At 73.9% G+C, this 12,972-nt stretch carries 12 protein-coding genes and 1 pseudogene; 6 read left to right on the forward strand and 7 right to left on the reverse strand.

Annotated elements, in window-relative coordinates; genetic code table 11:
• A pseudogene (locus tag JFN87_RS27660) lies at positions 1–601 on the forward strand (hypothetical protein); the annotation flags it as partial.
• A 14-nt stretch (positions 602–615) separates the two neighbouring features.
• Here JFN87_RS27660 and JFN87_RS27665 read toward each other — a convergent pair.
• Positions 616–2,121 (reverse strand): SCO1417 family PLP biosynthesis transcription factor, encoded by a 1,506-nt coding sequence (locus JFN87_RS27665; protein ID WP_209344289.1) that lies wholly within the window; start codon positions 2,119–2,121, stop codon positions 616–618.
• 80 nt (positions 2,122–2,201) lie between these two features.
• On the opposite strand from JFN87_RS27665, the gene yczE reads away from it, so the two are divergent.
• The 4 genes from yczE to JFN87_RS27685 all read left to right on the forward strand — a co-directional run bounded on the left by yczE (position 2,202) and on the right by JFN87_RS27685 (position 5,816).
• Complete coding sequence (gene yczE / locus JFN87_RS27670; RefSeq protein WP_209344291.1) at positions 2,202–2,903, forward strand: membrane protein YczE; 702 nt, start codon at positions 2,202–2,204, stop codon at positions 2,901–2,903.
• Complete coding sequence (locus tag JFN87_RS27675) at positions 2,900–3,670, forward strand: glycerophosphodiester phosphodiesterase family protein (protein ID WP_209344293.1); 771 nt, start codon at positions 2,900–2,902, stop codon at positions 3,668–3,670. The genes yczE and JFN87_RS27675 overlap by 4 nt, the downstream gene beginning before the upstream one ends.
• Positions 3,671–3,733: 63 nt before the next feature.
• On the forward strand, positions 3,734–5,173 hold the full coding sequence (locus JFN87_RS27680; protein ID WP_209344296.1) for an MFS transporter: 1,440 nt from the start codon (positions 3,734–3,736) through the stop codon (positions 5,171–5,173).
• 268 nt (positions 5,174–5,441) lie between these two features.
• The gene (locus JFN87_RS27685) at positions 5,442–5,816 is read left to right on the forward strand and encodes an RNA polymerase-binding protein RbpA (protein WP_030907058.1); all 375 of its coding nucleotides are present in this window, start codon (positions 5,442–5,444) and stop codon (positions 5,814–5,816) included.
• Between the two features lie 131 nt (positions 5,817–5,947).
• On the opposite strand, the gene fxsA is transcribed toward JFN87_RS27685, so the two are convergent.
• The 4 genes from fxsA to JFN87_RS27705 all read right to left on the reverse strand — a co-directional run bounded on the left by fxsA (position 5,948) and on the right by JFN87_RS27705 (position 10,142).
• Positions 5,948–6,547: an FxsA family membrane protein gene (fxsA, locus tag JFN87_RS27690; RefSeq protein WP_209344298.1), complete on the reverse strand. Its 600-nt coding sequence runs from the start codon at positions 6,545–6,547 to the stop codon at positions 5,948–5,950.
• A 67-nt stretch (positions 6,548–6,614) separates the two neighbouring features.
• Entirely contained in the window at positions 6,615–7,442 is an 828-nt protein-coding gene (locus tag JFN87_RS27695; protein WP_209344300.1) for a polyprenol monophosphomannose synthase, read from the reverse strand.
• A gap of 550 nt (positions 7,443–7,992) precedes the next feature.
• Complete coding sequence (locus tag JFN87_RS27700) at positions 7,993–9,669, reverse strand: amidohydrolase (RefSeq protein WP_209344302.1); 1,677 nt, start codon at positions 9,667–9,669, stop codon at positions 7,993–7,995.
• A 32-nt stretch (positions 9,670–9,701) separates the two neighbouring features.
• Positions 9,702–10,142 carry an Lrp/AsnC family transcriptional regulator gene (locus tag JFN87_RS27705; RefSeq protein WP_209344304.1) on the reverse strand — a complete coding sequence of 147 codons (441 nt, stop codon included), beginning with the start codon at positions 10,140–10,142 and terminating at the stop codon, positions 9,702–9,704.
• Between the two features lie 204 nt (positions 10,143–10,346).
• Between JFN87_RS27705 and JFN87_RS27710 the strand changes: the two genes are divergently transcribed.
• Positions 10,347–10,766 (forward strand): hypothetical protein, encoded by a 420-nt coding sequence (locus tag JFN87_RS27710; protein ID WP_209344306.1) that lies wholly within the window; start codon positions 10,347–10,349, stop codon positions 10,764–10,766.
• A gap of 63 nt (positions 10,767–10,829) precedes the next feature.
• On the opposite strand, the gene JFN87_RS27715 is transcribed toward JFN87_RS27710, so the two are convergent.
• Positions 10,830–11,519: a TetR/AcrR family transcriptional regulator gene (locus JFN87_RS27715; protein WP_209344308.1), complete on the reverse strand. Its 690-nt coding sequence runs from the start codon at positions 11,517–11,519 to the stop codon at positions 10,830–10,832.
• Between the two features lie 190 nt (positions 11,520–11,709).
• Positions 11,710–12,972, reverse strand: a 1,263-nt coding sequence (locus JFN87_RS27720; RefSeq protein ID WP_209344310.1) for a C39 family peptidase, incomplete at its 5' end; no start/stop codon positions are given.

Raw genomic sequence — 12,972 nt, forward strand, 5'->3', positions numbered from 1 at the left:
AACGCCGGCACCACGCGGGCCCGGAGCTGGGCCGAGTGCTCTCCGACTCCGCGGGGGCACGCGGCCCCTGGGCCCCAGGAGGGCGCCGCGGCAGGAGCCGCCGCCGGCGCCGGCCCCCCGCGACGAGGCGGCGCCGCCCCCGCGCGGGGAGGAGGCGCCGGGCCCGCAGCCGCCCCGCGCCGACGAGTCGGCGGGGCCGCCGTCGGAGTCCGGTCCGGGGCCCGAGCCGGGCTCGGGAGCGGACTCCGGTACGGGCCCGACCACCGGCTCCGGCCCCGGCTCCGGCCCCGAGGAGGCCGGCGGGCCGGAGGCAGCCCCGGCCGAGGCGACGGAGGCGGCAAAGGCGGCGGAGGCGACCGCGGAGTCGGCGTCCGAGCCGGGGACCGCCGACGAGCCCCACCGGGCCGGGGAACGAGCGGGCGGGGCGCCGGTTCCGCCATCAGCGGACGAGCCCGGCCACTCCCCGGCGTCCGAGTCCGAGCCCGCGACCGCGACCGAGGCCGGTCCCGAGACCCAGTCCGGTCCCGAGACCGAGCCGGAAACGGCCGTCGAGCACGCGGGCCGGGTGCCGGTTCTGAACCGGCTGGTGACGGAGGGCTGAGCGCGGACCCCGGGCTACGCCACGAACGAGCGGGGCGGCGTGTGCGGGGCCGCGCCCGAGTCCACGAGGCCGACCGCGCGCGCAAGGCGCGCCGCCGCCTCCGTGGCCACCGGGCCGGAAACCGTGAACGGCAGCCGCACGTAACCCTCGAACGCGCCGTCCACCCCGAAGCGCGGACCCGACGGCACGCGCACCCCGACCCGTTCGCCCACCTCGGCGAGGCGCGAGCCCGACAGGCCGCCCGTGCGCACCCAGAGCGTGAGGCCGCCCTCCGGGACGTGGAACTCCCAGCTCGGCAGCGCCTGACCGACCGCGGCGACCAGCGCGTCCCTGTTCTCCTTCGCCTGCGACCTGCGCAGCGTCAGGGCCTCCTCCCAGCCGCCGGTCCGCATCAGCCAGTGCACCGCGAGCTGTTCGAGAACGGGCGTGCCCATGTCCGCATACGCGCGTGCCGCGACCAGCGAGCGGATCACGTCGGGCGCCGCACGCACCCAGCCGATCCGCATGCCCGCCCAGAAAGCCTTGCTCGCCGAGCCCACCGTGATCACCGTGGAGCCCGCCGGATCGAACGCGCAGACGCGGCGCGGCATGCTCATGTCCTCGTCGTGGAACAGCTCGGCCATGGTCTCGTCGACGACAAGCACCGTTCCCGAGCACCGCGCGACGTCGACGAGCTGCCTGCGCTGGTCCTCGTCCGCGAGCGCCCCCGTCGGGTTGTGGAAGTCGGCGACGACGTACGCGAGGCGCGGCGCCGAGTCCCGCAAGGCCTGGCGCCACCTGGGGATGTCCCACCCGGACAGGCCTTCCGCCATCGCGACGGGGACGAGGCGCGCGCCCGCCTCGCGCATCAGCTGGAGGATGTTCGCGTAACTGGGCGACTCGACCGCGACGCGCTCGCCGCGCCCGGCGAACAGGTGGGAGATCGCATCGATGGCGCCCATGGCGCCGGTCGTGACCATGATCTGCTCCGGCATCGTGGGCACGCCGAGCGCCGTGTAGCGGTCGGCGAGCAGCTGCCGGAGCGCGGGCAGGCCCGCCGGATAGTCGCCGTGGGTGTGCGCGTACGGCGGGAGGTCCTCGAGCGCGCCGCTCACCGCGCGCGTCAGCCAGGGCTCGGGCGCGGGCAGTGCGGCCGTGCCCAGGTCGATGAGCGAGCCGAGCGATTCGGGCGGCAGCGGTTCGAGGCCGCGCGCGGGCAGCGGGTTGCCCGCGGGCACGGCCGTCCAGCTGCCCGCTCCCCTGCGGGACTCGAGGAACCCTTCGCCGCGCAGTGCCTCGTACGCCGCCGCGACCGTGGTCCGGCTCACGGCGAGCGCCACCGCCAGTTCGCGCTCGGCGGGCAGCCGCGCGGCGACCGGCACCCTGCCCTCGAGGACGAGCAGCCTGACGCCGTCGGCGAGTGCGCGGTACGCGGGCTTCCTGCGCCCGCCGCCCGCCGACGGCCCGGCGGTGTCCTGCCGCTGTGCCTTGAGCTGCCGCGCGAGCTGGGTAGCGCCGACCGCGGACGTCCACTCGGCCATGAATGCGGTCCACCTTCCCCGAATTGGCCATGGTTGGCCTCGATCGGCATGGAACAAGCTGGCGTTCCACCGGTCCACTGATGCCAGGGAAAGGGTACGCCGTGTTCCTCTCGCTCCGCCGGGGCCGCAGACTGCCGCGACGCCTCGTCCAGCTGTACGCGGGTCTCGTGCTGTACGGCGCGAGCTCCGGTCTCATCATCCGGGGCGACCTGGGGCTCGAACCGTGGAACGTCCTCAACCAGGGCGTCGGGGACCTGGTCGGCCTGTCCATCGGGACGGTGTCGATCGTCGTCGGCGCCGGCGTGCTGCTGCTGTGGATACCGCTGCGGCAGCGGCCCGGCCTCGCCACCGTCTCCAACGTGTTCGTGGTGGGGCTCGCGATCGACGCCACGACGGCCGTACTGCAACCGGTGCACGGCATCGCGGTGCGGATCGCGCTGCTGGTCTGCGGCATCGTGCTCAACGGCGCGGCGACCGGCCTGTACATCTCCGCCCGCTTCGGCGCGGGACCGCGCGACGGCCTGATGACGGGCCTGCACCGGGTGACAGGCCGCTCGATCCGGCTGGTGCGCACGGCGATCGAGGTCACCGTCGTCGCGGCGGGGTTCGCGCTCGGGGGCTCGCTCGGTGTCGGCACCGTCGCGTACGCGCTGGCGATCGGCCCGCTCGCGCAGGTGTTCCTGCGGCTCTTCGCCATCCCCGCGCCGGACGGCGCTGCCGCGGACGGCGGTGCGGCTTCCGCCGCACGCGGGACGGCCGAGGGCGCGATACTGCGGCCGTGAACCGCGAACACCAGCCCCATCCGTATCTCGGCCACCGCACGCCCATCCCGTTCGCCCACAGGGGCGGCGCGGCCGGCGGCATCGAGAACACGGCTGCCGCGTTCCGGCGCGCCGCCGGTCTCGGGTACCGCTACTTCGAGACGGACGTGCACGCCACGGCGGACGGCCGGCTCGTCGCCTTCCACGACGCGACGCTCGACCGGCTGACCGACGCCGCGGGGCGCATCCGCGACCTGCCGTGGTCCGAGGTCGCCGAGGCGCGTGTCGGGGGGCGCGAGCCGCTGCCGCTCTTCGCCGACCTGCTCGCCGAGTTCCCGGCCGCGCGGTGGAACGTCGACGTCAAGGCGGAGGCGGCGCTGCTGCCGCTGCTCGGACTGATCCGGGAGGCGGACGCCTGGGACCGGGTCTGTGTCGGCTCGTTCTCCGAGGCGCGCGTGGCCCGCGCCGCCCGCCTCGCCGGGCCGCGGCTCGCCACCTCCTACGGCGTTCGGGGCGTGCTCGGGCTGCGGCTGCGCTCCCTGGGCGTCCCGGCCTTCGTCCGCGCCGGGGCGGTCTGCGCGCAGGTGCCGGTGGAGCACGCGGGCGTGCGCGTGGCGGACCGGCGCTTCTTCACGTGGGCGCACGCGCGCGGGCTCCAGGTGCACGTCTGGACGGTCAACGACCCGGATCTGATGGGCGCGCTCCTCGACCTCGGCGCGGATGGCATCATGACCGATCATCTGGAGACGCTCCGCTCGGTGTTCGAGGCGCGGGGGGTATGGCACTGACCGGCCGCCGCGCCCGCTGCCCGCGGACGGCGGCCCGGGACGCGGGGGACGGGGAGGTGGCGGGTGACCGCCGAGATCGTGGACGGCACGGCGGCCGAGGACGGGCCGGCGGCACGCCGGCGTGAGCAGCGGGGCTGGTACTTCTACGACTTCGCCAACTCGGTCTACTCGACGAGCGTCATCACGGTCTTCCTCGGCCCGTACCTGACGTCGGTCGCGAAGCACGCAGCGGACGGCCGCGGCTTCGTGCACCCGCTGGGCGTCCCGGTGCGTGCCGGGTCGCTGTACGCGTACACGATCTCCGTCTCGATCGTCGTCGCCGTGCTGCTGATGCCGCTGGTAGGCGCGGTGGCGGACCGTACCGGGCGCAAGAAGCCGCTGCTCGGGGCCGCCGCGTACGTGGGGGCCGCGGCGACGGCCTGCATGTTCTTCCTCGACGGCGACCGCTACCTGCTCGGGGCCTTCCTGCTGGTCGTGGCGAACGTGGCGCTGCCGGTCTCGTCCGCGCTCTACAACGCCTATCTGCCGGAGATCGCCGAGCCGGCCGAGCGCGACCGGGTCTCGTCGCGCGGCTGGGCCTTCGGCTACACGTCCGGCGCGTTCGTGCTCGTCCTCGACCTGGTGCTGTACTCGGGCCACGACTCCTTCGGGGTGTCCCAGTCGACGGCGGTACGCATCTGCCTGGCCACGGCGGGGCTGTGGTGGGGCGCGTTCACGGTGGTGCCGCTGCGCAGGCTGCGCGACCGCCGTGCCGCCGCGCGGCGCACGGACGGCGCACCGGACGGGAGGGCGCAGGCGTCCGGCGCTCCGGCGTCGGCCCAGTCACCCGCGCCGGAACCGGCACCGGCGCGCGGCGCTGTCGCCGGCGGCTGGCGTCAACTCGCCGCGACGCTGCGAGACATGCGCCGCCATCCGCTCACGCTCGCCTTCCTGCTGGCCTACCTCATCTACAACGACGGCATCCAGACGGTGATCTCGCAGGCGTCGGTGTTCGGCTCCGAGGAGCTGGGGCTGGGGCAGACCACGCTGATCGTGGCGGTTCTGCTGGTGCAGGTGCTCGCGGTGGCCGGCGCGCTGGCCATGGGCAGGATCGCCCGCGTGTACGGCGGCAAGCGGACGGTGCTCGGTTCCCTCGGCGTATGGATCCTCATCCTGGTCGGGGGGTACTTCCTGCCGGCGGGGGCGCCGGCGTGGTTCTTCGGCCTCGCGGCGGCGATCGGCCTGGTGCTCGGCGGCAGCCAGGCGCTGTCCAGGTCGCTCTACTCCCACCTCGTGCCCCGGGGCAAGGAGGCCGAGTACTTCTCCGCCTACGAGCTGAGCGACCGCGGCCTGAGCTGGCTCGGCCCGCTCGCCTTCGGCCTCGCGTACCAGCTGACCGGCAGCTACCGCGTGGCGATCGTCTCACTGCTGGTGTTCTTCGTGGTGGGTTCGGTGCTGCTGGCGCGGGTACCGCTGAGCCGGGCGGTGGCCGCGGCGGGCAACACCGCGCCCGAGCGGATTTAGACGCGGGACCGAAAGGGCGGTAGTGTACGCGTTTGGCCTGCCAGCTGTACCGTTCCTGCGTGGTTCGGTAGGGAAAACACGGGGTGACATCTCTTGCCACAGGTGACAAACCGGGCGCTGGCGGGTACCCGAAGACCAAACGAGCACCAACGGTACAACGGGCGACGCAGCACCGGGACGGGAATCTTTACCGCCGACCGGACGTTGACCGGAAGACGACGACAGCGACACCTTGTCCTGTGGGCGACAAGCCCGGGAGGCACGATTCATGAGTGAGCGAGCTCTCCGCGGTACGCGACTCGTGGTTACCAGCTACGAGACGGACCGCGGCATCGATCTGGCCCCGCGCCAGGCGGTGGAGTACGCATGCCAGAACGGCCATCGATTCGAGATGCCGTTCTCGGTGGAGGCGGAGATCCCTGCGGAGTGGGAGTGCAAGGCGTGCGGCGCCCAGGCACTTCTGGTGGACGGGGACGGCCCCGAGGAGAAGAAGGGCAAGCCCGCCCGTACTCACTGGGACATGCTGATGGAGCGGCGTACGCGCGAGGAGCTCGAAGAGGTCCTCGCCGAGCGGCTGGCCGTGCTGCGGTCGGGCGCCATGAACATCGCCGTCCATCCGCGCGACAGCAGGAAGTCCGCCTGACGTCCTGACGCAGCGGCGCTTCCGGCGCGATACGGAACACGAGCCGCGGGCCGTGACACAGATCCTGTGTCACGGCCCGCGGCTCGTTTCGTGCGGTTCCCGCGTCTTCGCGCGGGTCGCTCGGAGCGCGCTCAGGGCGTGAGGGGCGGCCTCGGGCCCTCGTCGTCACCCCGCGGTCCCGGGCGCCGTGCGCCGCCCTCGTCGTCCCTGACGACCTCGCCCTGGACCACGTTGCCCTCCTGGCGCATCCGGGTGCGCTGCGCCTGCTGGAAGGCGTCCTGGAGGTCGCCTGGCACCGCGGTCCGCATCCGCTTCTCCATCGACCGGTCCGCGATCCGCCCGACGACGGACCTGACCGGGGGGATCAGCAGGAGCAGCCCCGCCGCGTCCGTGATCAGGCCGGGGACGATGATCAGCAGGCCGCCCAGCATCAGGAACCCGTTGCGGCTGGAGTGCGCGCTCTGCTCGCGGCTCACCTCGCCCTGGCGCTGTTGCTGCTGGAGCGTCTGCCGCAGGTTCTCGAAGGCGCGGCGGCCGGCCGTCTTCATGACGACGGAGCCGAGCACGATCCCCGCCACGATGATCAGGAAGACGATCAGGCCGCTCGTGGCGGAGCCGACGAGGGTCAGCAGCCAGATCTCGAGCGCGATCCAGACGAGCACGGCGAGGGGCACGAAGGAACGGGCGCGGGAGCGCTTGGGCACCGGCCCCTGCGGCGTTGCTGTGGTCATGACTCCAGTGTGCCTGTCGGGGCGTCCGTCCGGGGTAAGAGGCCGGCCGTGGCTGGGGCGGGGTGGGTCAGGACGACTCGGCGGTACGCGACTCGGCGCCGCCCTCGCGGGTGGACGCGGCGGGCGCGCCGATCGGCCCGCGGCCCAGCATGCGGTTGGCTCGGGTCTCCACGCCCCAGGCGGTGACGCGCCACAGGGCCTCGACGAAGATGTCCCTGCTCATCTTGGAGTCGCCGATCTCGCGGTCGACGAACGTGATGGGGACCTCCACGACGTGGAACCCGGCCTCGACCGCGCGCCGCGCGAGGTCGACCTGGAAGCAGTACCCCTGCGAGGCGACCTCGTCGAGGCCGATGCCCTCCAGCGTCTCCTTGCGGAAGGCGCGGAAGCCGCCCGTGACGTCCCTGATCGGCACGCCGAGCAGCAGCCTGGAGTACGTGCTGCCGCCGCGGGAGATGAGCTCCCTGGTGCGCGGCCAGTTGACGACGCGGCCGCCCGGCATCCAGCGCGATCCGAGCACCAGGTCGGCGCCCTTGAGCGCGGTGAGCAGGCGGGGCAGTTCCTCGGGCTGGTGCGAGCCGTCCGCGTCCATCTCCACGAGCACGCCGTAGCCGTGGTCGATGCCCCAGCGGAAGCCCGCGAGGTAGGCGGCTCCGAGGCCCTCCTTGCCCTTGCGGTGCAGTACGTGGACGTTGTCGTCCTTCGCCGCGATGGCGTCGGCGATCCGTCCCGTGCCGTCAGGGCTGTTGTCGTCCGCGACCAGCACGTGGGCGTCAGGCACCGCGGAGCGCACGCGCCCGACGATGGCCTCGATGTTCCCCGCCTCGTCGTAGGTCGGGATGATCACCAAGGCCGAGCCGAGCGGAGCGAACCGCCTCTGACCGCCGTCGTTCACGTATGCCCCTTAGTCGTGTTGCGCAGGGCACCACCATAGCGATCCCGGCGGCGCAGGTCGCTTCCACGGGTGGGCAAGTTGTGGCATCCGGGGGTGCTCGCGATGCCGCTCCCGCGGGGTCCCTCCGCGGGCCGCGGGCAGCCGCCCTGCGGATCGGGACCCGGCGTCCTTCGGGCCGACCTGGCACCCGCTGGCTGCGGGCCTGCCGAGAGCCGTTGTCTACTGAACGCCGGGGCCCCATCCGGGTCGCACCCGCCGACCGGGCGAAACCTTCCCGCACCGCCGGAGCGCCGAGGCTGGGCCTGGCTCCCAGTGGAGGTGCGCCGGTGCGGCACACCGCCCCTGACCCAGTGGCGTTCGGCGAGGGGCGTGGAGGATGCCGGACGGACGTCCTGTGGTGGACTCCGCCGAACCTACCCGCCCCCGGCGGTTCGCTGTCAACAGCCGTACGACCTGCGCCGTTGACCGGAAACAGCAGGTCAGGCGGGAAGACCCGCAGGTCGCCGTGCGCCTGCGCGGTCCACGGCCGGGGGCTCGCAAGGTCCGTACGTCACTCGTTCGGTCGCCTGAAGACGGTGCGTCCGGCGACGACCGTCTCCAGGCACTCGGGCAGCGGCCGCCCCGGGGTGAGGTCCGGCAGCCCCGGGGTGCCGGAGCGCGGGTCCGTCGACCAGCGGGACACCCGGTCGTCGGGCGCCTGGACGATCAGCTCGCCGGTACGCCAGACGGCGTAGTCGGCGGGGGCGCCGGGCACGAGCGTCCCGGCGTCGTCACGGCCGGCGGCCCGCCACCCGCCGCGCGTGTGCGCGGTGAACGCGGCCCGTACGGACACCCGGTGCTCCGGCGTGCGGTGGAAGGCGGCGGCCCTGACGGTGCCCCACGGGTCGAGCGCGGTGACCGGGCTGTCCGAGCCGAGCGCCAGCGGCACGCCGGCCTTCAGGAGCGCCGCGTACGGGTTGAGCGTGCGCGCGCGTGCGGCGCCGAGGCGGGCCGCGTACATGCCGTGCTCGCCGCCCCAGGCCGCGTCGAACGCGGGCTGGACGGAGGCCGTGAGGCCGAACTCGGCGAAGGCGGCGACCGTCCCGGGGCTCAGCATCTCGGCGTGTTCCACGCGGTGGCGTGCCGCGCGCACGCGGGCGGCGCCGAGCCGGCCGGCGGCGGCGCGCACCCCTTCGACGACGGCACCGACGGCCGCGTCCCCGATCGCGTGGAAGCCGGCCTGCAGGCCTGCCTCCGTGCAGGCGGTCACATGGGCGGCGATGGCGGACGCGTCCAGGTGGGCCGTGCCGGTGTGCGGCGCGTCGGCGTACGGCTCGTGCAGGCAGGCCGTGTGTGACCCGAGCGAGCCGTCCACGAACAGGTCGCCCGCCGCGCCGAGCGCGCCGAGCTCGCGCACGCGCCGAGCGCCCTTCTCGCCGGTGACGTGCTCGGCCCAGTAGCCGTGGACGCGCGGGCCCCGGCCGTCGGCGGCGAGCGCCAGGAGCGCGGTGAAGTCGTCCTCGTCGGAGATCTCGGGCCCGCCGCACTCGTGGACGGAGCCGATGCCGAGGGAGGCGGCGCGCGCCAGGGCGGCGCGCTGGGCCTCGGCGCGCTGGACCGGGGTGACGGCGCCGTGGGCGGCGGCCCGTACCGCGTGGTGGGCGTCGCCGGTGAGCGGCGCGCCCGGCTCGTAGCCGCGCAGCGCGGTGACGCCGGGCACGAGGTCGAGGAGCGCGGTGGTGACGACGGCGGAGTGCACGTCGACGCGCGTGAGGTAGAGCGGCCTGCCGCCGGTGGCCTCGTCCAGTTCGGCCCTGGTGGGCGGGCGGCCGTCCGGCCAGCGTGCCGCGTCCCAGCCGTGGCCGAGCAGGATGCGGTCGGCGGGGCGGGCGTCCGCGTGGGCGCGTACGCGCGCGAGCGCGTCGGCGAGGTCGCGCGCGCCGGACAGGTCCAGGCCGGTGAGCGCGAGGCCGGTCGCGGTGGTGTGGACGTGGGCGTCGGTGAAGGCGGGCGTGACGAGCGCGCCGTCCAGGTCCACGACCTCGTCCGCCCCGGCAGCGAAGGAGTCGGCGGCGCCCTCGGAGCCGACCCAGGCCACGTGCCCGCGTTCGACGACCATGGCGGTGGCGAACGGGTCGGCGGGGCTGTGTACTTCCCCACGGCGCAGCAGCACGGTGCGGGGTTCGCTCTGGGGGGCGGCGCTCGGGCCTGCGCTTCGGCCTGCGCTCGGGGCGGTGCTCGGGTTCATGGGCACCAGTCTCCCCGCCCGCCCCAGTGCGGTCAGATCCGGGGCGGACGCGCCTCGTAGGGGGTGGAGAGCACGACGGTCGTCCTGGTGGAGACGCCCGCCAGGGTGCGGATGCGGGTGAGCATGTCCTCCAGCTCGACCGGCGCCGACACGCGGATCTTGAGGATGTAGTTCTCGTCCCCCGCGACGCTGTGGCACGCCTCGATCTCGGGGATGCCGGAGAGGCGCTCCGCGATGTCGTCGGGCGCGCTCGGGTCGAACGGCTTGACCGAGATGAACGCGGTCAGCGGCAGGCCCACCGCCTCGGGGTCGACGACGGCACGGTAGCCGCGGATCACGCCGCGCTGTTCGAGCCGCCGGACCCGCTGGTGCACCGCCGACGTGGACAGGCCCGTGGCCTTGCCCAGGTCGGTGTAGCTCATCCGGCCGTCCCTGACGAGCAACTCCACGATCTGACGATCCAGCTCCTCCATGCGGCTCAACCTATTCCCTCCGGGTCGCTCCCGGCACGACAGGAGGCGTGATGCCATGATCCATCCACCGCCGTGTGACGAAGGCCACAGGTTCGGCCCGTGGTCGTTCGGGACCTCGCGATTACCCGGCGCGCCAGGCGGGAAGTGCTTGCTGTGGTCGAGACCACATGTGCCTGGTCGGCCCACCCGAGGGGGAATGACTCCATGCAACGCTGGAAGCGCACCGGTATGTCCGCACCGGAGCCCGCCGGTCTCTTCGACGCCGACGACGGCGAGTTCGAGGACACCTTCGAGATGTACCGCGTGATCTGCCCCGCGTGCGCGCGGCCGATCGCTCTGCTCGCGGGCGAGGACGCCCTCCCGGAGCACGCGCTGTGCCCGACGCCCTGGAACCCGTTCGTGCTCTCCGTCTGCCCCGGCACGGGCCGCGCCGCGGCCGACGCGCTGCCGGCGGACGCGCGGGCCGAGGCCCGCGAGCAGGACGCCTCGCTGCTGCTGACACTCCCCCAGGGGCTCGACTGGCGCACGCAGCCGTTCTCGCACGTCGGGGGCCCCGGCTCGCGGCCGGTGCAGCGGGTTGACGCGGCGCCGCGCCAGGCGGCGGTGCACCGCGCCGCCGCCTGAGGCCCGCTGCCGCGTGAGGCCCGCCGCCGCGTGAGGCCCGCCGCCTGCGTCGGCTAACGCTCGTCAGCCGCGCGGGCTTTCGGCGGCGCCGTCGGCGTCCTCCCGGCCCGTGACCGGGCGCCAGTCCGGGTCCGGTGGCGGGGAGGGGCACTCGGGCGCGAACTCCTCGATCGTGTCGAGCGTGTGCCGCAGCATGCGCACGAGCAGGTCGCGCGGGATCTCGAGGCGCAGCTCCTGGTGGCCGAGCCATTCGAGGGTGAGCCACTCGACGCTGCTGAGCCAGCCGAGGAGCGCAAGCCGCGCGATCGCCGGGATGTCCTGCGTCCCGTAGGCGCCCTCGGCGAGGGTGAGCACGAGCCCGTCGCGCACGACGTCCCTGATGGCCTGCACCTGCGTGTCGAATCCGACGCCGCCGTTGATGATGGTGCGGTACGCGGCGCCGTTCTCCTGCGCGAACCGCAGGTACGCCTCCACGGTGCGCTGGACGCGCGTGGCGCGAGGCAGTTCGGGGTCGCTGGCGGCCAGTGTCACCAGTTCGCGCACGGAGTCCTCGACGATGGCGAGGTAGTAGCCGCGCTTGTTCTTGAAGTAGTAGTAGATCAGCCCTTTGGCGACACCCGCATGGCTCGCGATGTCGTCCATCGACAAAGCGTCGTAGGACGTGTTGGCGAACAACTTCCGCCCGGTGGATATGAGTTCGGAACGACGCAGCTGCGATCGTGCCGAAGGGGCGCTCTGCTGACTACCGTTCAATTGGGGTCCTGCCCTCCGGCCTGCCACGGAATTCCCGCAGTATGCCAGAGGACCGGCCGCGCGCACCCCCGGGGTTACCGGCGGACACCGCAGGTCGGGGCGGCCGCACGCGTGTGCCCCGGCCGGGCGTCCGCCACGGCCGGGGCACACGGTGCCGGCGCCATACCCGCGCGGCGCCGGCGCGGTGCCGTCAGAGCAGGCCGAAGGACCTCAGGGCGCGCTCCTGCGTCCCGGTCGGCCTGGGCGGCCAGTAGACGTACACGACGCCGCCCGTACCGGAGGAGACGCCACCGGAGGCGTTGTGGCGCTTGGTGCGCAGCCAGATCGTCTCGAACTCGGACCGCTTGTAGACGTTGCGCACGGCCGCGTCGTCCTCGGATGCCGGGTCGTGGGCGATGACGTCGCCGTCGGCGGTGAAGCCGGCGATCGCCATCAGGTGGCCCGAGGTGCCGTAACCGGCGCCCGTCAGCTCCGAGGCGAGGAACGACTGCGAGGTGATGACGGGGATGCCGGCGCCCACCAGGGTCTCGATGTCGTTCAGCGACCCGAGCCGGGTGACGGCTGCGCTCAGGCCGTGGCTCGCCGCGTAGGCCGCGTTGAAGGGCCAGTTGCCACATCCCTCGTACTGGTAGTCGTACGTGTAGCGGGCGGCGTTGTCGACCTGCGGGTCGGTGTACGACGGGTCGACCCAGGCCGTCTCCGCCTTGCTGGGCCCGTGGCCCCAGTAGTCGAGGACCATCGACGTGGAGGTCGGGCTGCACCAGGCCTCGCCGCCGTTGTCGTACTGCGGGTACTGGCCCTTGTGGATGTCCTGCGAGTACGACGGCACCCGCAGTTCGCGGGCGAGGCCGGGGGTGGAGGTCGGCACCGTGAAGCGGGCGGGCACCGCCGAGGCCATCGCGCCGAGGCGGTACACGACGGGCGTGAGGCGGGTGCCGGGCTTGCGGTACAGCGTCAGCCGCAGCTGGTACGAGACGACCCTGAGGGTGCCCGACTCGTCGTCGAGCGCGAAGGTGTCGGTGGAGATGGACGAGCGGCCGTCGGCCTGGCCGTCCACGGAGGTCCTGCGGATGTCGCCGTCCCCGTCGCCCGCCGTCCAGCGGCCCATCACGTACCAGGGCGTGTCGGTGCCGTCGGAGTAGCGGCCCTTGAGCTCCACCTGCAGCCAGGTGCCCGCGGGCGTCTCGGCGTTCCAGTGGGCGATGATCTCCGTGGCGGGCACGGACGGGCGGTGGACCGGCGCGGTCCAGGTCGCGTACTCCCACGTGGCGGTCGTGCCGGTGTGCGGGTCCGCGTAGTCGGTGGTGCCCGCGGCGTCGGCGATGGCGAGCGCGGGGCGGCGCCCGGCGAGGGTGCGGACGCCGTGGGCGGTGCCCGTGCGCCAGTCGTGCCGGCCGGCCCAGAACGCGTTGTCGACGAGCCGGTCGGCAGGGCGGCCCGGCGCGCGGCCGGG

Source organism: Streptomyces montanisoli (assembly GCF_017813245.1).
Lineage (GTDB): Bacteria > Actinomycetota > Actinomycetes > Streptomycetales > Streptomycetaceae > Streptomyces > Streptomyces montanisoli.

Bases quoted from the DNA above. Each gene is read 5' to 3' on its own strand.
- JFN87_RS27665 (WP_209344289.1), bottom strand. From the start codon at position 2,121: ATGGCCGAGTGGACGTCCGCGGTCGGCGCTACCCAGCTCGCGCGGCAG.
- yczE (WP_209344291.1), top strand. From the start codon at position 2,202: ATGCCAGGGAAAGGGTACGCCGTGTTCCTCTCGCTCCGCCGGGGCCGC.
- JFN87_RS27685 (WP_030907058.1), top strand. From the start codon at position 5,442: ATGAGTGAGCGAGCTCTCCGCGGTACGCGACTCGTGGTTACCAGCTAC.
- fxsA (WP_209344298.1), bottom strand. From the start codon at position 6,547: ATGACCACAGCAACGCCGCAGGGGCCGGTGCCCAAGCGCTCCCGCGCC.
- JFN87_RS27700 (WP_209344302.1), bottom strand. From the start codon at position 9,669: ATGAACCCGAGCACCGCCCCGAGCGCAGGCCGAAGCGCAGGCCCGAGC.
- JFN87_RS27705 (WP_209344304.1), bottom strand. From the start codon at position 10,142: ATGGAGGAGCTGGATCGTCAGATCGTGGAGTTGCTCGTCAGGGACGGC.
- JFN87_RS27710 (WP_209344306.1), top strand. From the start codon at position 10,347: ATGCAACGCTGGAAGCGCACCGGTATGTCCGCACCGGAGCCCGCCGGT.